At 49.0% G+C, this 19,560-nt stretch carries 12 protein-coding genes; all 12 read right to left on the bottom strand.

The genetic code is table 11. The annotated features are described in order from the left end of the window. Nucleotides 1-65: 65 nt before the first annotated feature. On the bottom strand, nucleotides 66-3,707 hold the full coding sequence (locus GT753_RS03640) for a glycosyltransferase (protein WP_015377247.1): 3,642 nt from the start codon (nucleotides 3,705-3,707) through the stop codon (nucleotides 66-68). Next, on the bottom strand, nucleotides 3,707-5,044 hold the full coding sequence (locus tag GT753_RS03635) for a bifunctional 2-polyprenyl-6-hydroxyphenol methylase/3-demethylubiquinol 3-O-methyltransferase UbiG (protein ID WP_160125272.1): 1,338 nt from the start codon (nucleotides 5,042-5,044) through the stop codon (nucleotides 3,707-3,709). Before GT753_RS03635 ends, GT753_RS03640 begins: the two co-directional genes overlap by 1 nt. Then, a complete protein-coding gene (locus GT753_RS03630; RefSeq protein WP_015377245.1) occupies nucleotides 5,041-6,258 on the bottom strand; it encodes an ABC transporter ATP-binding protein in 1,218 nt (405 codons plus the stop codon). Before GT753_RS03630 ends, GT753_RS03635 begins: the two co-directional genes overlap by 4 nt. Beyond that, nucleotides 6,258-7,043, bottom strand: coding sequence for an ABC transporter permease (locus GT753_RS03625; RefSeq protein WP_033633692.1), 786 nt, complete (start codon nucleotides 7,041-7,043; stop codon nucleotides 6,258-6,260). Before GT753_RS03625 ends, GT753_RS03630 begins: the two co-directional genes overlap by 1 nt. Nucleotides 7,044-7,054: 11 nt before the next feature. After that, nucleotides 7,055-8,428 carry a phosphomannomutase CpsG gene (gene cpsG, locus GT753_RS03620; RefSeq protein WP_025302181.1) on the bottom strand — a complete coding sequence of 458 codons (1,374 nt, stop codon included), beginning with the start codon at nucleotides 8,426-8,428 and terminating at the stop codon, nucleotides 7,055-7,057. A 14-nt stretch (nucleotides 8,429-8,442) separates the two neighbouring features. Further along, nucleotides 8,443-9,855 carry a mannose-1-phosphate guanylyltransferase/mannose-6-phosphate isomerase gene (locus GT753_RS03615; RefSeq protein ID WP_015377242.1) on the bottom strand — a complete coding sequence of 471 codons (1,413 nt, stop codon included), beginning with the start codon at nucleotides 9,853-9,855 and terminating at the stop codon, nucleotides 8,443-8,445. Between the two features lie 609 nt (nucleotides 9,856-10,464). After that, nucleotides 10,465-11,481, bottom strand: a complete 1,017-nt coding sequence (gene galE / locus GT753_RS03610) for a UDP-glucose 4-epimerase GalE (RefSeq protein WP_015377241.1) — start codon at nucleotides 11,479-11,481, stop codon at nucleotides 10,465-10,467. 144 nt (nucleotides 11,482-11,625) lie between these two features. After that, nucleotides 11,626-12,999, bottom strand: a complete 1,374-nt coding sequence (cpsG, locus tag GT753_RS03605) for a phosphomannomutase CpsG (RefSeq protein ID WP_015377240.1) — start codon at nucleotides 12,997-12,999, stop codon at nucleotides 11,626-11,628. Between the two features lie 12 nt (nucleotides 13,000-13,011). Beyond that, the gene (locus GT753_RS03600) at nucleotides 13,012-14,436 is read right to left on the bottom strand and encodes a mannose-1-phosphate guanylyltransferase/mannose-6-phosphate isomerase (RefSeq protein ID WP_015377239.1); all 1,425 of its coding nucleotides are present in this window, start codon (nucleotides 14,434-14,436) and stop codon (nucleotides 13,012-13,014) included. Nucleotides 14,437-14,707: 271 nt separating this feature from the next. Continuing rightward, nucleotides 14,708-16,087, bottom strand: a complete 1,380-nt coding sequence (locus GT753_RS03595; protein WP_160125271.1) for a TolC family outer membrane protein — start codon at nucleotides 16,085-16,087, stop codon at nucleotides 14,708-14,710. 2 nt (nucleotides 16,088-16,089) lie between these two features. Further along, nucleotides 16,090-17,421, bottom strand: a complete 1,332-nt coding sequence (locus tag GT753_RS03590) for an HlyD family type I secretion periplasmic adaptor subunit (RefSeq protein WP_015377237.1) — start codon at nucleotides 17,419-17,421, stop codon at nucleotides 16,090-16,092. A gap of 52 nt (nucleotides 17,422-17,473) precedes the next feature. Then, nucleotides 17,474-19,246 (bottom strand): type I secretion system permease/ATPase, encoded by a 1,773-nt coding sequence (locus GT753_RS03585; protein ID WP_031299834.1) that lies wholly within the window; start codon nucleotides 19,244-19,246, stop codon nucleotides 17,474-17,476. Nucleotides 19,247-19,560 lie beyond the last annotated feature (314 nt).

Here is a 19,560-nt window from a genome sequence, read left to right as displayed (position 1 = left end):
AGTAGATTCAATGCAGTAGTAGAAATCACACCTACTGCATTGAATAAGGCTATAGCTAGAGGAGGTTATTTGAAATGTTTTGCTCTTAACAAGCCCGCACACATGTTTTCTAGCCGTCTGGCAACGGCATGATAATCATGCTGCTCGCACCACGCATCAGCACGTCGTTGCGTTTCAACTGCACTCGAAGAGTTTTTAACAATCTCAGAAATAATATCTGCAATACCTTCAGCAACATCCACTACGGAGGTTCCCTTCAATTTGAAGACAGCGTCACCAAGATCATCAAAAATAGCGAGCGGCGTCACTGCCACAGGTTTATGCGTCGCCATGCCGTAGCGAACGGCACCACTGGCCGATTCGCCGGTATTTTGATACGCGAAAACCAGCAGATCGGCGTCAGAGAGCAGACGTAAGCTTTCTTTATCATCAAGAAAATCGTTATGCATCTCAACCAGATCTTCAACCTTCAAATTAGCCGCAGTCTCTTTAAGCTCACGAACCAAAGCGGTGGATTCACTGACGGGGTATTCCGCATTGACCAACCTTAGTCGAATAGGGTTCCCCGCTTTTTTCAAATAGGCCACGGCTTCGATAAGTTCCTTCAACCCTTTATGCGGCAGGCAAAAACCATAGCTTGCAACCAAAGGCGGCAGATTACGATGAGCAGTCGATGCCAGAGCGGGATAGTTAATCACGCCATGTGGGAACAGAGTGACATTATTGACTAGTCCAAGCAACTTCAGGCGGTTGATATCAGCAATAGAATGAACCAGCAAACGGTCACACATTTTCAACGCGTCAGTCATTTCTGATAAACGGAAATTCCAATACGGCTCTTTTTCGATCGGATCAACCGTCGAATGCATGGCCATAACGATAACCCGTCCCGCCTGGTGATGCCTTTTGATAAAGGCAGATAACTCGCGGTGGTTAAAGAATCCATAGTTAAACTGGATGACCAAGGTATTCAGATTCAGGGTTTCAATTTGAGTATCTAAAGCATCAAGGTAGTTGTCTTCTTTTCCAACAACCCAACTCCTCAGAACGTTACCTTCGTCCGCATGTACCAGATCATTTGCTGTCGGTGCAAAAATCACAATTTGGTCGCTGGGCATGTCAGCTACCAAATGTTGGGAATAGGTGGCGATGCCGCATTTGGTATTCCACGTCGAGAGCCAGCCAATCCGGGGTTCCACTTGAGCGACGTCAAAATGCTTACGCAATTCGCCTACCGCAGCCTTTGATCGCTGCGCAACCGAGCTCCAGGTAAACTGACTAAGTATCAGTTCACGCCCTTTTGCTGCCATTGCCGATAGTTGCTTTTTGTCAGTCGCCGCCGCCTGCGCCATCGCCTCGGCCAGTTTATCAATATCGGCATGCACCCATGATGAAGAAAACAGGCCAAAATGGGTCTTCGCGCGTTCAAAACGATAATCAACCAGCCATGAATTTTCCTGCGTGCAAAAATCAAGCTGCCCGCTCCAACCAGTGGTGATAGCGGGTAAACCGCTCAACATCGCCTCCGCAATCGGCAAACCAAATCCTTCAGCACAGCTTGCCGCCACCAAGACATCACACTGTTCATAGAGCGCTTTCAGCTCTTGTTCCGGCATATCCTGCTCGATAATAATGACATGGGGATAATTGACGTGCCGCTTCTGAGCTTGCGTAAGCCATGCCTGAATTTCATTGTGCGGGTTAGGGAAAGTTTTGATGACCAGGGAAACATCATCCTCTCCGGTAAAAGCGGCGCCATAGGCCGCCAGCATCGCCTGAACCCCCTTCCGCGGGAAGCACGAAGAAACATGCAGGAATTTGAATGCTTTGGCGTTCAGTTGCGGAGGATTGGCTGACTGAATCCGCTCCCAGTGCTCGCAACCATTCCCGACATTAAAAACGGGAACTTTAGTACCATTATCAATCAATACTTTGCGCACATGTTCTGAAGTGCAAAGGATCGCATCCAATTCACGGTTGAAATTATTGATCCAACCTTGTGGAAAGCCACTTTCTTCCCATGCATAGCAATGCAAAAGCTTCACATCCGCAGCCATGTTGCTGACGCGTGGCGGATAGATATTGCGGCTCAATACATTAACCTGCTGCTCACTCCGCTGCTGCAAACGCGAATGGAATGCCTTCAAATCCGCATTACTTTCATCACTTAGGAAGGTTTCATTTGGAGCAAAGTCGCCAGGCCCTTCCGTTGAATGCAGCAGAACGTCAACATTGTCGCGACTGAGTGCTCGCGCGAATTCTCGATTTACCAAAGCCAGGCTATAGGAGCTGTCAAAAGGTCCTTCAACGCGCCAAGAGAGAGACTCTAGCGCAATGCCTTGCAACTCGAGTCTTTTGGCATTTCTATCCATCGCCTCAGCGGTTGACCGCAGATCGTTATCCGAAGGCTCTTCACGACATTTGATCGAGGAAACGGCGGAGATCAATTGCGATGACGTTACCGATTCAAACTCCACATCTCCGGCCTCAGCAACTAACCGCTCAAAACGAGACAAGGCGATAGTTCCCGCCTTATCCCACGAAAACTTGGCGGATTGCTCCAAAGCGTGTTTCTTTAATTGAGCGAGGAAAACGTCATCGCTTAAAGCCTGTTGAAGCTTGTCGCTTATTGACTCAACAGAATAGGGATCAAACAGCGCATCGGCATAACCGATCACTTCCGGGATACTGGTGACGTTAGAACCGATTGTCGCCGCACCGCACGTCATGGCCTCCAGAATCGGTAATCCAAAGCCTTCATGCAACGAAGCAAAGACAAACAACTTGGCCAACTGATAAAACACGACCAGATCCTGTTCCGATACATATCCAGTCAGAACCATCTCGTCATCACGCAGTTGTTGATTACGCGCGATGGAATGCAGATAACTGCGATCGCTGTCCGATAGCTTACTAACGATAACCAGTTGATTTTTTTCACGCAATTCAGGCGTTAATTTGCTGTAAGCCTCAATCAACCTCTTGAAGTTTTTACGGGAGTCAAAACCGCCAGGAGCATAAAGTACGACATCACGGGTAATGCCATATTTCTCTTTTAATTCAGAAAAATTATTAGCGGAAATCTCGCTGATATCAAAATGTTCTTCGGTCGCCGCCGAAATCGTGCACACTTTGCTTTCGGGAATATCCAACCACTCAATCACCTCCGAAGAAGTATAGTCCGAGTTGGTCAGCAGCAGATCCGCGTTCTTCAACCAATTGATTTTCTTTAAATAATAATCTTTATAAACGTCATCTTGCAGGTAAACATCCGCTTGTACCAAAGGGATTAGATCGTGATGCAACACCGCCACTTTAGTTTTTGGCGTTAATTTAGCGATCGACGTCACCGCATTATCTACATGCCCTTCGAACAAACTGGTTATAAAAACGACATCAGGTTTAAGATTATGTAAGAAGGCTTCACGCACATATTCTGCACACTCACTGCGCCAAGCATTGTTTCTATCCATCGCTCTGACAGGGCCAGGCGCATACCAGATAACGATATTTTCGGCCGGCACTAAGCGAGCAAATTGCGCTTTAAGTTCAGCGATGGTTTCGGGAAACAGCGCAGACAAAGCAATAAAAATTTCGTGTTGACTGTTATTACGGATGATTGCCTTTGCAATCGAAAGAGTATAACGGCCAATACCCCGAAAACGGCTTTCCGTTTGTGCTCCTTGCAGGTCAATAACAATACGCATTATGAATCCCCGTGTTTCTTATTATTTATTCTCTTTAGCTGCTCATATATATCGATAGCTCTGCTCGTCATATTTTCCTTATACACAACATGACGTTCATTCACCATAAGATCGGCGTGATAGTCAGGTGCGGAAATTAAAACCCGTCTGAAAACAGATTGCAGAAATCGGTAAGCACCCAGCTTTCTAGCGCTGGAAAGAATGAATGTTTTGAATTTAGGATGTTCATGAAATAAAGCCAGAGCCGTATTTATTCCCTTTCTCAAAACCTTTTTGGCTGCTTTGCGAGCTCGAGTTTTAACGCCTTGCTCACGTACCGCTTTAAATTGATATGAAACCCAACGCAATGGGGAGGTCACACGCCAGGAATTGCTGGTATGCGCATCAAAAAGCTGTTGTTGCAGACTCTGATTGTTAGCATGCACGTCAATGAGCTGCTGCTGTAGGCTTTGATTATTAGCATGTACAGCCATCAGCTCTTGATGTGACTTGTCCAATTGGTGCTGAAAACGCTCCAATTGGTTACTCACTTCGTGGAACTTCACTGTCTGCGCACGCAACGCCGTGTTCATTCGCTTAAACTCGTTATTCAAGCGTAGGTCATAGCGATCGCTTAAGCCGTCGAGAGTAACCCCATATTCTTTATCAAAATAGGCGTCCAACTCACCGACAATCGATGCCTCACCCTCTTTTTGGGCAATCATGCTATAGTCTGGGCTGACACCTTTCAACACATCGACCAAATATACCGATGTCTCTTCGTCTCTCAGTGCCGCTTTTTCCTGCAAACGCAGTATTTTAGTTCTCAGAAAACCGTAATAGTTCGGAATGAATTCGAGCAACGCTGGAGGCAGCGGATGGTTGTGCGTCGGATCCATATAAAAAGAACAGGTTCCAACGCTTACATTTTCGGGGTTTGGCGTCTCCAGAATCAGCAAACCACCGGGTTTAAGCACCCGCAATGCCTCTTTCACCAAAGACTGTAAAAACTCGAAGGGCAGATGTTCTGCGATATGAAAACCGGTGATGGCCAGTAGACTGCAGTCCTCCTGCTGCTGGAGGAAATCCAGGCAGTCCATTTTCTTCACGTTCAGCCCGACCTGCAAAGCACGTTCGAGCATACCATCATCGAGATCAACCCCCATGGCAGGAATAGCATTATCTCGTAAGATCTCGAGCCATTCTCCACGCCCACAGCCAACATCGACAACTTCAGCTGAAGGGTAAATTTTTGCCAACGCCATAATAAAAGGAAGATATACAGATAAGCGTTGTTTGATATCTTGTACGCTCCCCCGATGTTTTTCCTCAAAAACGCGATAAAAATTACCACTCATTCAAAAATCTCCAACTTAGGGGGCAACCAAGCTACTCCAATAAAATCTTTCTCGTTTGAATTAACAACGTTGAAAACAACCGCCAGATCGCGCCATTCGTAATTTTTTCCAACATGAGTTCCTGCCGTATGTAACGCTACGGCAACCGAGTAAGACCCAACCCCCAAATTGGCAGAGAACGCAAATGAAAAGGTTCTCGATTCATTCTCTTTCAAATCGAATAATGGCTGTTTCAGATGATGAGTATTGGTACCAAAAACCGGCTGTCCCAATCGGTCTTTAATCAAATATCCCACGACAAGTTCAGGAACAGCCTCATTGACATGCACCTTCACCTGAAGGTTGACAGGTTGCCCTACCGCTACCACCTCAATACTTTCACCTTCGGTACTAAGAAGACTAATATCGGTAATAGTTGCCTCGCCTGAGCCAGAGAGCGTCTGCAATTTTCCATTATTTTCAACCTGACGAATCGACACATTTTGCTTATCAGCGAGTAGGGCATTATAGTAATCCATTACTGCTTCAGGCTCACCCTCCATTTCTACTCTGCCTTTGTTAAGCAAAATAGCTCTATCACATATGCTTTGGATCGCTTGTTTGTCATGTGACACGAGCAAGAGGGTGGTTCCTAGCTTGCGAAACTCACGTATCCGCTCGAAACTCTTATGCTGAAAATAAGCGTCACCAACAGATAAGGCCTCATCAACAATCAAAATATCCGGGCGAATCGCTGTTGCAACGCTAAATGCCAATCGAACTTGCATACCGCTTGAGTAAACACGAACCGGTTGATCGATATAATCACCGATCTCAGCGAACGCCTCGATTTCCGGCATAAGTTCCGTAATTTTTTCGACGGACATACCCAGCAGTTGCCCTGACATATAAACGTTTTGGCGCCCGGTAAAATCCGAGTGAAAGCCCATGCCGAGCTCCAATAATGCCGCAACTCGACCGTCGAGAGCAATTTCGCCGCAGGTTGGTTTCGCTGTGCCAGTAATCAATTTCAGTAATGTACTTTTACCGGCACCGTTAATACCAATAATGCCTAACGCCTCACCAGGCTCAACATGAAAACTGATGTTCTGCAGGATCCATTTTAGTTTATGTTTGACGGTGTTAAATGGCGAAATCCACTCAAGCAGACGCCCTGTCTTAGAGGCATACTGTTTGTATGCCTTGCCAACATTATGTACTTTTATGTAACTCATTATAACTCGTCCACCATATCTGCAGCGTGTTTCCTGAACAATCTCATACCAAACGCACAGAAAATTATGGCCAGAACCAATACTGGCCATAATGAGTACCAGTTAGGTTGCTGTTGGTATGCAAATATTGACTGGTATGCTTGCATAACTCGGGCCATTGGATTGTACATCAGCGATGTTCTGGCCCATTCAGGCAGCGAATTTAATACATAAACGATGGGTGTGAACCAGAACCAGAATTGCAATAATACGCCAACAAACTGCCCAACGTCCCGGAAGAAAACGTTCATCACGCCCAATGTCATACCCAGACCGACGGTGAACAGAACTTGCAGAGCCAAAACGGGTAAGACGGAGAAGAATAAAACCCCGGGAAAGTTTCCGGTAAAAACAAGAAAAATTAAAAACAGGCTAAATATAATGGCGAAGTTTAAAATCGCAGACGCGGTCACAATGACCGGTAAGCAAATTTTTGGGAAGCTGAGCTTTTTTATTAAGTTAGCATTAGTAATGAAGACACTTTGGCTTTTATCAAGAATTTCAGTAAATAATCCCCACGTCAGCACCCCAGAGCAAAGATAAATACTATAGGCAAAAGGGCCTGAATTATCAGGCATCCGTGCCTTCATCACTTCTGAGAATACCAGTGTATATACCAAAATCATCGCTAACGGCTGCAATACCAGCCATAAAGCTCCCAACATGCTGGTTTGGTAACGGGACTGAAAGTCCCGCTTAATACTGCTCCAAATAAAACCCCGGTAACCATAGATGGCTAATAACATTTCTTTCATCGTTATTCTCCGCCTAAGAGCGCCAGAATCTCTTTAGTTTTTTTCTGCATCAATTCAACATCCCCTTTTGACTCAACATTCAAACGTACAACAGGTTCAGTATTCGATGTCCGCAGATTAAAACGCCATTCATTGAATTCAAGGCTGATACCATCTGTCATGTCAAAAGCCACGGCATCATCTTTGTAAACGCCTAAAACACGCTCAATGGCAGCTTTAGCATCAGGCAATTTGCGATTAATCTCACCAGATGCTGGATACGCTTCCATACGATCCTTCACTAGCTGACTCAACACACTGCCTTTAACTGAAAGTAAACCCGCTACCAATAGCCATGGAATCATACCGCTGTCACAATAAGCGAAATCACGGAAGTAATGGTGCGCACTCATCTCGCCACCATAGATAGCATCTTCTTTGCGCATGCGCTCCTTGATAAAGGCATGCCCCGTTTTGGACATAACAGGGATGCCACCAGCTTGGGTAACGATATCGATGGTATTCCATGACAGACGAGGATCATGAATAATCTTGGAGCCAGGGTTGGCTTGCAGGAAAGCTTCTGCCAATAGGCCAACGATATAGTAGCCCTCGATGAAAGCGCCCTTCTCATCAAACAGGAAACAACGATCGAAATCACCGTCAAAAGCAATTCCCATATCCGCCTGATGCTCAAGCACGGCTTTTGCTGTGTCATCCCGACATTCAGGTAATAACGGGTTAGGGATACCGTTAGGGAAATTCCCATCAGGTTGATGATGAACCTTTACAAAGGTAACGGGAATATTTTCTTGCTGGAAACGTCGCTCTATTTCGTCGATAACATGGCCTGCAGCACCATTTCCAGAGTTAATGACCAATTTCATTGGCTTCAATGCTGTTGCATCAATATACTTCAGCAAATGATCTACATAATCGGTGAGAATGGATATTTGTTGATAACTACCACGTTTATCCTTCACTACCGCAGGAAACGTATTTTCTTCCGCTAATTTTTTAATCGCAAATAAACCGGTATCACCACTAATCGGCTGAGCATTTGCCTTAACCAGTTTCATACCATTATAATTCATTGGATTGTGGCTAGCAGTAACTTCAATGCCGCCATCCATATTCAAATGGAAAGTGGCAAAATAGACTTCTTCAGTGCCACTCATACCAATGTCATATACGTCAACACCAGCATCCTGCAATCCGTTGGCGAGAGCCACTTTAAGAGACTCGCTGGTCAGCCGTACATCGCCACCTACGATAACGCGCTGAGGTTTCAGGTATTCGCCATAAGCTCGGCCGATACGATAGGCAATATCCTCATTCAGCTCTTCACCTAGTTGACCACGGATATCATACGCTTTAAAACAAGTTAAGGCACTCATTAAAACCTCAAAAATTAGCAACGACCGTAATGATCTTTAATACGGATAATGTCATCATCACCTAAATAAGAGCCTGACTGAATCTCAATCAGCTCCAAAGGAATATTTCCGGGATTTTCTAAACGGTGGACAACCCCAATTGGAATGAATGTCGACTGATTTTCGGTAAGTAAGAACGTTTTATCCCCCGTTGTTACTTTAGCCGTACCAGAAAGAACCACCCAGTGTTCCGTGCGGTGATGGTGCATTTGCAGAGAAAATGCTTCCCCGGGATTAACGGTGATACGATTGACATTAAAACGCTTTTCAGCAACCAAAATATCGCAAATACCCCATGGTCGATAAACCTCGCGGTGTCTTCGATATTCACTCCGCTTATGTTTTTTCAGATACTCAACAACTTTTTTAACGTCCTGAACTTTCGACTTATCAACCACGAGAACGGCATCTTTAGTGTTAACAATAACCAGATTATCTACGCCAACAGCCGCAACTAATTTTTCATCAGTATTGATATAGCAATCACGGGTATTATGCAGGAAAGTGTCGCCGGTCAATGCATTACCAGCCCCATCTTTCTGGCTGACTTCCCATAATGCAGACCATGAGCCGACATCACTCCAACCGGCATCCAGCGGGATCATGACCGCATCTTGTGTTTTTTCCATTACCGCATAATCGACCGACTCGTCTGGGCAACTCGCAAAGGCGTCGCGATTGACATTGATAAAGTTTTTGTCACATTCGGTATCATCCAGCGAGCGGCGACAGGCAGCCAGGATATCGGGACGGAATGCCTCCAGTTCCTCCAGGTAACGCTTGGCACGGAACATGAACATACCACTGTTCCAAAAATATTCACCGGAGTCGACATAGGCCTGAGCGGTTGCGAGATCAGGTTTCTCAACAAAACGTTTTACGTTAGCGGCCACCGCTTTATCATCGCAGCACTCTCCACGCTGGATGTAACCATAACCAGTTTCTGGACCTGTCGGCACAATACCAAACGTAACCAGGCTTTTTTCCGCTGCGTAAGGCAATGCTGCTTCGATCGCCTGGTGGAAAACATTAACATCCTTGATGATATGGTCTGCTGCCAATACCAGCATGATAGGATCGTTACCTGCTGCGGTAGCATTCAATGCAGCCAAAGCAATCGCTGGCGCAGTATTTCTGCCAATGGGCTCCAGGATAATGTTGTGTGACAACATATCAATTTGACGCAGCTGTTCAGCCACCATAAAACGGTGGTCTTCGTTGCAGATTACAACAGGCTCACCGATCTCCACGCCATCGAGTCGTTTCAACGTTTCCTGAAGCATTGAATTTACGCTGTGCAAGCGCAAAAACTGCTTAGGGTGGAGTTCTCGTGACATCGGCCATAAACGGCTACCAGTACCGCCTGCCATAATTACAGGTAATAACATTTTTTGTCCTTATGACGCTAAAAATATATAAAGCTTTAAATACAATATGTTAAGTTAGGTCACACCAATACATAACGTTCAATTATCGCGCTTACTGTTGCCTTATGCAGTGCTTAGATGAAGGCCAAACAGCAACGAAGGGCATTTCGCTGGCAGTGATAATACAGGAGATTACTCAACCTCTCACGGTGATGAAGGCCTGCAAAAATCACGCTACCGCCCTTGGCTCAACAGCTACCAACCGACTGATCTTGCTTTTGAATTTTATCCATGGCCAAAACTCGCCACACTGTTGTACCTCGCATATGGCACGAAAAGCCATACTCGTGTCCCCCCCTGTCAGGTATAGGGGACGGATATAATAAATATTTTTGCTGCGTATGCTACCACCTTAGCCATCAAAACACCTGTAGATTATCCGCTTTTTCAGGCTTATCTGAGATGAACGCTCACTCAGCGCCCGAAAAGGGCTTAACCCGTGTAACAATCGCGATCGCATTGTTAAATACGTTATAATATTTAAAGAATGTGTATCCTGGTGGGATGCATGATTGCGATCGCAAACCGCAATCATGATCTAACAAAGAGAGGGAGCTTATCTGTAAGGTATTACTTTTGGTAACCTTGTGGATTAGTGCGCTGCCAATTCCAAGTATCGCGCATCATATCATCAATGCCTCGGCTGACTTTCCATCCCAGCTCCTGATAAGCCAGATCGGCATTGGCCCAGAAAGCAGGCAGGTCGCCATCGCGACGTGGCAAGATCTGATAAGGGATCGTTACGCCTGACGCTTTCTCAAACGCCTGAACCATCGCCAGCACCGAATGCCCTACGCCAGCCCCAAGGTTGTAGGCCTTAAATCCATTGATCTTTGGCAGATGATCCATCGCCTTCAGGTGGCCTTCGGCCAGATCCATGACATGGATGTAATCGCGTTCTCCCGTTCCATCGTTTGTCGGATAATCCCCACCGAAAATACCCAGCTTCTCCAGCTTGCCGATAGCCACTTGTGAGATGTACGGCAGCAGGTTATTGGGAATGCCATTGGGATCTTCACCAATCAAACCGGACTCGTGAGCACCTACCGGATTAAAATAACGCAAGGCGATAATCGAGAACTGAGGCTCTGCTTTAGCGAAATCTTGCAGGATCTGCTCCACCATCAACTTTGATGTCCCATAAGGGCTGGTTGTCCCGCCGATCGGTGTCGTCTCTACATAAGGTACCGGCGAATTGGCACCATAGACAGTGGCAGAAGAGCTAAAGATAAAGTCGTGCACGCCGGCACGACGCATAGCATCCAACAACACCAGCGTGCCGGTAACGTTATTCTGATAATACTCCAGCGGCTTGCGCGTTGACTCCCCTACCGCCTTAAGACCGGCGAAATGGATCACGGCAGTGATCTCATGAGCGCCAAAGATGCGCTGCAGGCATTCGGCATCCTGAACGTCTCCCTGATGGAACTCTGCGGCTTTCCCCGACAGTTTCTCCACCCGCTGCAATGACTCCGCAGATGAGTTGGACAAATTATCCAACACCACGACGTCCTCGCCACGCTCCAGGAGCGATAGCACGGTGTGCGATCCGATGTAACCAGCACCACCGGTAACTAAAATTGCCATATCCCCCCCTTATACTTCGCAACATTCTTGATTCGACAAAAAACGCCCTCATCGATACTGAGCGCATCATACAACCTTCTGGGCGTACCATGAAGAGAGAGCGGTAAAACCGCTCTCATCCTAGACTATTCAATGTATTAAGCGTTAAATTTGTGCACCGAGCAACGCCAAAATCTCGTCGGTCTTCGCTTGCATCAGCGCAACATCGGCTCGCGATTCGACATTAAGACGCACCACAGGTTCCGTATTGGAGGAACGCAGGTTGAAACGCCAGTTTGCGAACGACATGCTGATGCCATCGGTATAGTCTACCTCATCCGCTTGAGCCAAATAGTATTGCTTGACGCTTTCAATGGACACGGCCGGCTGTGCCAGTTTGATATTGATCTCACCGGAAGACGGGTAGGCGGCAATGCGATCCTGTACCAGTTGCCCCAAAGTTTGTCCTTTCACACTGACCAGTTCGGCAACCAACAGCCACGGGATCATGCCGCTGTCACAATAAGCAAAATCACGGAAATAGTGGTGGGCGCTCATCTCACCGCCATAAATGGCGTCTTCTGCACGCATGCGTTCCTTAATGAAAGCATGGCCGGTTTTCGACATCACGGGCACGCCACCCGCATCGGTGACCACATCGACGGTATTCCAACTCAGACGCGGATCGTGGATGATCTTCGCTCCCGGCTGTTTCTGCAGGAAGGCTTCCGCCAGCAAGCCGACGATGTAATAACCCTCAATGAAATCGCCTTTTTCATCGAACAGGAAGCAGCGATCGAAATCGCCGTCGAACGCGATCCCCATATCAGCGCCATGCTCACGCACCGCATCGGCGGTATCCGCGCGACATTCAGGCAGCAAAGGGTTGGGAATACCGTTAGGGAAAGCCCCGTCCGGCTGGTGATGCACCTTGATAAATTCCAACGGCACGCCCCGCGCCTTGAGTTGCGCCTCGATGGCATCAATCACATGCCCTGCCGCACCGTTGCCCGAGTTGAGCACCAGCTTCAACGGCTTGAAGTTTTTCACGTCGACGTAAGACAGTATGTGCTCTACATAAGCCCCCAATACGTCCTGGCGGACATAGCTACCGCGCGTTGCTGCCGGCGCCTGAAAGTGATTTTTCTCCGCCAGTTCTTGAATCGCTCGTAGCCCGGTATCGCCGCTGATTGGGCGAGAGCCTTCGCGCACTAACTTCATGCCGTTGTAATCGATAGGATTATGGCTGGCGGTCACTTCCACGCCACCATCGGCTTTTAAATAGGTTGTGGCGAAATAGATTTCTTCGGTACCGGTTAAACCGATGTCTATCACATCAGTGCCTGAATCCTGTAACCCTTTCGCCAGCGCCAGTTTCAGGCTTTCACTGGTCAACCGCACATCGCAGCCCAACACGATCCGTTTGGGCTTCAAAAACTCGCCATAGGCACGTCCAATACGATACGCGATGTCCTCATTCAGCTCTTCACCCAGCTTTCCCCGGATGTCATAAGCTTTAAAACACGTCAATTTTTGCATTACCAAACCCTGTTAAATTCTGCCATAGCGATCTTGCAAACGCTCAATATCATCTTCTTCCAGATAGCGCCCCGACCTGACCTCGATCATTTCCAAATCGATTTTTCCCGGGTTTTCTAGCGTATGGACACTGCCCGCAGGAATGAAGGTAGACTGATTTTCCGACAAGAAGAACTCTTGATCATCAACGTTAACTCTTGCTGTCCCACTCACAACGATCCAATGTTCGGCACGGTGGAGATGGCGTTGCACCGACAATCCCTCCCCTGGCCGCACAATGATTTTCTTCACCTGGAAGTGCGTGCCGCTGTCGATGTCGCAAATCTTGCCCCAGGGCCGGTAGGCGGTGGAATGTTGGCGAAAGTGATGAAGATTGCGCTTTTTAAGCTCATCAACCACTTTCTTTACATCCTGTACTTTATCCTTGTGAGCGATCAGCAAGGCGTCAGTGGTGTTGACCACGATAAGATTTTCCAACCCAATGGTTGCCACCAACGCAGACTCCGACGAAATGTAATTGTCACTGGAGTCGATCGAAATAACGTCACCCACGTTGACATTGCCCAACGGATCTTTTTCGGAAACGTTCCACAGTGAAGACCAGGAGCCGACGTCGCTCCAGCCGGCATCAATGGGAATCACTACGGCATCACGCGTTTTTTCCATCACCGCATAGTCGATGGAATCACTTGGACAGTGTTTGAAGATGTCTTGCTCAACCCGGATAAAATTCATGTCGCGTTGGCTCTTACCCACAGACTGCTGGGTTGTGCTAAAGATGTCGGGACTGAACTGCCGCAATTCCTGTAAGAACTTGGCGGTCTTAAACATGAACATACCGCTGTTCCAGCTATAATCTCCGCTGGCGAGGTATTCGATCGCTTTCTCCAAACGTGGTTTTTCCACGAATGAATCAACCTTGAAACAATCATTGGACAGGTGACTGCCGCGTTTGATGTAGCCGTACCCGGTTTCCGGATGTTCCGGAATAATGCCAAACGTGACCAGATGGTTATTGCCTGCAAACGAGATAGCCGTCTGGATCGCCGCGTGAAAATTATCGACCTTCGTGATCAGATGATCTGCAGCCAGCACCAAGAGCATGCTGTCTTCGTCTTCTTCCGCTGCCAGATGAGCGGCTAACGCCACTGCCGGCGCGGTATTGCGCCCTACGGGCTCTAAAATGATATTGGTCGCTAATTGTCCGATTTCACGCAATTGCTCGGCAACCAAAAAACGATGTTCCTCATTGCAAATGACCAAAGGAGCGGCAATTTCAATACCGCCCAGCCCCGACAAGCGCTGTAACGTCTGTTGCAGCAGGCTCATCCCACTGTCATCAATAGAAAGAAACTGTTTAGGGAACGATTCTCGCGACATCGGCCACAGACGGCTCCCAGTACCGCCGGCCATAACCACAGGGATTAGTTTGGACATTATCTACCCTTTACTCAGTCATCGTTCTTATAAGGACGACGCCACTCATCAGCAGCATCATTCTAAAATTCGTACGATCGTCGACCAATCGCTACATTTTGCTAAAGTATAAATTCCCCTAACCTACCGCCCTTTGCCAGGAATTATGTTCAGAAATAAACCCGACGAGTAAAAACACAGGAGGAACAACCTGCCGATAACATAACGTATTAACAAAAAAAGAGCAGCATAGCGCTGCTCTTTCAGATTAATGCTCATAGTGAATATGTTGCTAGCGACTGCGGGCAAAATACTGCGCGACCCGCATAACATCTTTTTCATCCAACGTACCGGAGTCGCTCAGCAAGGTGATCCATGATTTGATGTAGGCGTACTTGGCGGAAGCCAGATCGCGCTGGGCGCTATAGAGCTGCTGTTCGGCGTTGAGCACATCGACGTTGACGCGTTGCCCGGCCAGCACGCTCTGCCGAGTCGCCGTCACCTGTGTAGTAGCCGATTGTACCGCCAACTCATAGGCCGCCACCTTGGCGCGGCTGCTGATGCACAAATTGTATTGCTTGCGCAGATCGTTGAGCGTGGTGCCCGTCTGTGCATCCATTTCATACATCGCCTGGCCATAGCGCGCCGCCGCCTGCCGGGTCGACGCCGAAACGCCGCCGCCGGAATAAATAGGCATGCTGACCTGCACGCCGATGCTGTCGGTACGGTATTTCTGGTTAACCGTATTATCGCTGCTGGAATCGTTTTCCGAATGCGAAGCATACAGCTGCACCTGCGGCATAAAGCCCGCACGATTCCTTTCGACATCATACTTGGCGGCATCCACGCCATGACGCGACGCGGCCAGCACCGGGTTGTTCTCCAGCGCGATCTTCTGCCAATCTTCGAACTTGGACGGGATCAGCGGTGCCACCTTGAACTTGCCCGGCCGCAGGGCCTGCAATTCATCCAGTTGGTTCAGCGGCATGCCGATAATCACTTCCAGCTCGCGCTGTGCGGCGTCCAGCGCGTCGCGCGCTTCAATTACCTGCGCTTCGGCCAGGCTGTAGCGCGCCTGGGTTTCCGATACGTCGGTAATGGTGCCTTCACCCGCGCTCATCAGGCGATCGTTCAAGGTCAGCTGTTCCTTGTAAGCCGCCTTTTGCGCTTCGGCCAACGCGATTTGATCCTTGGAATAGGCGACTTCAACATAGGCGTTAATCACCCTAACAGCGAGATCCAGCAACTTGCCGCGATAGCGCTCGTCCGACATCATCGTCTGTGCCACGCCGGCTTTGTAGCGGGCGTACGCTTCATAGTCGAATAGCGGCTGCGTCAGCGTGATCGAACTGGAATGGCTGCGATACTGTTGTCGCTTGGTTGCCTCTCCAAGGCTATTTCCAAAAATGTCACTCGCCGGGTACTTCTGCGTTTGCCAGTTGCGCGGCGAATTCTGGTAGTTCAGCGATACCTTCGGCAGCAGCCCCGCCCTGCCGATGTTTTCGTTCTCATCTCCCGCTTCTTTCTCTTTTATAGCCGCCCGGTAGGTCGGGTCCTTTTCTAATGCCAGCGAATATGCGTCTAAAATCCCTATCGAATAAACCGGCGCAGATATCGCAAACAAAAGGGTGCCGATAACCAGACCGGCAGCCTGTCGTTTTGATTGAATCAAAATTATTCCTCGGTTAATGAAGTATGAGCGCGATCCAAAATAGGTTTAAACAGATAACTCAGCAGCGAGCGTGAGCCCGTTTTCACGAACACCTCGACCGGCATCCCCGGCTTGATGTCCTCGCCACTGAGCATCTTCATGCCCTCCGGCGAGACCGTGACCTGCATCTGGTAGTAAGGTTCTCCATTGGCTTTGTCGACCAGGCGGTCGGCGGAAACCAACGTGACCGTCCCCGGAATTTTCGGGGTTTTGTTTTGGTTGAAGGCGGTAAACATCAGATCCACCGGCAACCCGTTGTACACCTTGTCGATCAAATCGACTTTCAGGCGAGAATCCACCACCAGCGTCGCCTGGCTGGGTACAACGTCCATCAGGTGGTCACCCGCTCCCACGACGCCCCCCTGAGTGAAAATATTCAATCCGACCACGGTGCCATCCACCGGTGAGGTGATGGCGGTGTTGCCCAGATCGAAGTCGGCCATTTGCAGCTTGTTGCGGAACTCGCTGGCGTCCATTTGGGTTTGCGCCAGTTGCGTCCTGACCTCGCGCTGATAGTCGGCGAAGCGCTGATCGATACGCTGCTGAGATTCCTGCAGCTGCTTTTGCAATTGACCAATCCGCCCGATGGTTTCATCGATGCTGCTGTTCACCTCAGCGAACTGGCGCTGGACTTCCAGATAACGGTTGCGCGGCAAATAACCGTCCGCCGCCAGTTGCTTCATGCTGTTCATCTGCTCACGCAGGCTGGAAAGTTGGATCTGCTTGTTGGCGCGCGAATCCTGCAGGCCTTTCAACTGGAAGCGGATCCCATCCATCGACTGCTTATAACCGTCAATTTCACTTTGCAGCCCCTGGCGGCGAGAGGCGAACAGCTGCGTTTGCAACGCGATGATTTCGGCCACGCGCGGCTGATCCTTAACCTGGGTGAAAACAGGGGAAAAAGTGACCTTGCTCAGACCATCGCGTTCAGCCAGTAAACGCCCTTCGGTGGCCAGCGTGGTGTAGTACTGATCGCGCAGCGAATCAACCTGAGCCTGTGCCTGCACCTGGCTCAATTGCACCAGAACCTCACCAGCTTTCACCTTGTCGCCGTCTTTCACCGCGATATTCTTGATGATGCCGCTGGCCGGGGCCTGCACCGTTTTGCGGTTGCCGGAAACGGTTACCGATCCCGGTGATGCCACCCCTTTATCCAGAGGGGCGAACGCTGCCCAGACCAAAAATCCGAACAGACCAATTCCCACTACCAGCCAGCCCATCCGGGTAAACCGCCGTTCGTCCTGCGGGATCTCTTCAATATACGAGTCTTGCGGCTCGCCAATATGCGTCGACATACCAACTCCTTTAAACTGCGGATGGCAATAAAGCCATCAGGCAATTCACGGCTTAATTAATTTGCGTTTTTGGGATGTTGCCTTCATCCGGCTCAGAATTTACCGCCCTCACCGCTTGCTGAGGCTGTTGCGTCTGGGCTTTTTGCGCATTGGCCAACGCCTGGAGCACTTGTTGAGTCGGGCCGAACGCGTTGACGTTGCCATTCACCAACAGCAACAACTTGCTGGTCATCGACAGCAAATTGGTGCGATGGGTAATCAGAACCACCGTTTTATTACGTTGCTTGAGGAACATAATCGCCTGGTTCAACGCTTTCTCGCCCGCATCATCCAGATTGGAGTTAGGCTCATCCAATACCACCAGCGAAGGATCGCCGTACAAGGCGCGCGCCAGGCCGATACGCTGTTTCTGTCCACCGGACAACCCAGCGCCGCCGTTGCCGAGCACCGAATCGTAACCGTTAGGGAAACGCAGGATCAGTTCGTGCACGCCGGCCAGCTTAGCGGCTTCAATGACTTTCTCTGAGTCGATATCGTTAAAGCGAGCGATATTCTCGGCGATAGTCCCGGCAAACAGCTCAATGTCCTGCGGCAGATAACCGATATACGGCCCCAATTCATCCTTGTTCCACTGATAGATGTCGGCATTATCCAACCGAACAATCCCTTCACTGACCGGCCAAATGCCGACCAGCAAACGCGCCAGCGTCGATTTCCCCGACGCGCTCGGGCCAATGATCCCCAGCACGTCACCGGGCTGGATGGCAAAACTCACGTTATGCAATACCGCATCGCCTTTGGAGCCCGGCGGCGTGGCGGTGACGCCTTCTACTGCGAGTACCCCTTCCGGACGAGGTAAGGACATACCGGTACCACGTTGCGGGTGCGTTTCCAGCAGCTTGACCAACCGGCCATAAGAAAGCTTCGCCGCGCTGTAGCTCTTCCAGACGTTAATAACCTGCTCAATCGGCGCCAGCGTTCGCCCCATCAGAATGGAGCCGGCGATCATCATACCGGGCGTAATGTGCCCATCGATCGCCAGCCAGCCCCCGAGCCCCAGCACCAGCGATTGCAGCGACATGCGCACAAACTTGGTGATCGATGTGACCCGCGATGCGCGTTCGCTGGCGATGCGCTGACTGTTCAAAAACCGCTGGTGCAGACCGAACCACCGGCGTTTCAGGTTAGGCAACATCCCCAAAGCCTCGATCACTTCGGCATTTCGCAGATTGGTGCTGGCCAGCGTACCGGACATAATCGACAGCTTGCTGGCCTCCGCCAGCGGCTTTTTCGACACCATTTCGTTGATCACCGCCAATGCGATCAGCAACAGCGCACCGACCAGGGCGAAAAGCCCCAACCAAGGGTTAAAGAGGAATATCACCAACAGATAGATCGGAAACCACGGCGCATCAAAGAAGGCGAACAGCGCGCTGCCGGTAAGGAATTGGCGCAGATTGGTCAAGTCGCTCAGCATCTGGCCGGCGTCAGACGAACCGTTTTTCAGATTCGCCTCGTAGGCCGCAGTGTAGACTCGCGTGTTGAGACGCATATCCAGCTGACTGCCGATACGGATCACCACCATGCTGCGCACGTATTCCAACAGCGACATCATGCCGAACATGCCCAGCATGATCAGCGTCAGCATTAACAGCGTGATTTCATTACGCGAAGGAAGCACCCGGTCATAAACCTGGAGCATATAGATAGAAGGAACTAGCATTAATAAATTAATAAATGCGGTAAATATGCCAACGGTCCAAAAAACCTTACTGCGAGTCCGTATAACATCCGCAATTTCATTGCGCGGTATAAATTGATTCACTTTCTGCCCTTACATCATGTGCACTGTCAGTCAAAATCCGCATTGGACTCTTATAAGGAAAATCCTAAAAAGGAAAAAAGTAAAATAAATCCTAAAGAACCCCCACCCCAGACATGCTCGAGACTGCAGATACTTTTTCTAACTATAGGTAGAGAAAGCGGATATCAGCAAGGCCGTAAGCAAAAAAAATCGCCTCACGAACCACAGAAAAAAACAAATGAAAACAGTAGGGTAAATAGTAGACAGGGCAAAGCGAGTTTAGTACGAAAGGGAATAAATCAGAGATAATGACGTGGTTCACAAAATTCAAAGAA

Origin of the sequence: Serratia sp. Z4, assembly GCF_009900725.1 — a bacterium.
Lineage (GTDB): Bacteria > Pseudomonadota > Gammaproteobacteria > Enterobacterales > Enterobacteriaceae > Serratia > Serratia nematodiphila.
Note: the sequence above shows the minus strand (reverse complement) of the source record. Positions and strands in the feature narration are given on the sequence as shown.

What these genes read in the sequence shown, in the direction of transcription:
- GT753_RS03600 (WP_015377239.1), bottom strand. Translation starts at nt 14,436, where the DNA reads ATGTCCAAACTAATCCCTGTGGTTATGGCCGGCGGTACTGGGAGCCGT.
- GT753_RS03625 (WP_033633692.1), bottom strand. Translation starts at nt 7,043, where the DNA reads ATGTTATTAGCCATCTATGGTTACCGGGGTTTTATTTGGAGCAGTATT.
- galE (WP_015377241.1), bottom strand. Translation starts at nt 11,481, where the DNA reads ATGGCAATTTTAGTTACCGGTGGTGCTGGTTACATCGGATCGCACACC.
- GT753_RS03635 (WP_160125272.1), bottom strand. Translation starts at nt 5,044, where the DNA reads ATGAGTGGTAATTTTTATCGCGTTTTTGAGGAAAAACATCGGGGGAGC.
- cpsG (WP_015377240.1), bottom strand. Translation starts at nt 12,999, where the DNA reads ATGCAAAAATTGACGTGTTTTAAAGCTTATGACATCCGGGGAAAGCTG.
- GT753_RS03640 (WP_015377247.1), bottom strand. Translation starts at nt 3,707, where the DNA reads ATGCGTATTGTTATTGACCTGCAAGGAGCACAAACGGAAAGCCGTTTT.
- GT753_RS03590 (WP_015377237.1), bottom strand. Translation starts at nt 17,421, where the DNA reads ATGTCGACGCATATTGGCGAGCCGCAAGACTCGTATATTGAAGAGATC.
- GT753_RS03615 (WP_015377242.1), bottom strand. Translation starts at nt 9,855, where the DNA reads ATGTTATTACCTGTAATTATGGCAGGCGGTACTGGTAGCCGTTTATGG.
- GT753_RS03630 (WP_015377245.1), bottom strand. Translation starts at nt 6,258, where the DNA reads ATGAGTTACATAAAAGTACATAATGTTGGCAAGGCATACAAACAGTAT.
- cpsG (WP_025302181.1), bottom strand. Translation starts at nt 8,428, where the DNA reads ATGAGTGCCTTAACTTGTTTTAAAGCGTATGATATCCGTGGTCAACTA.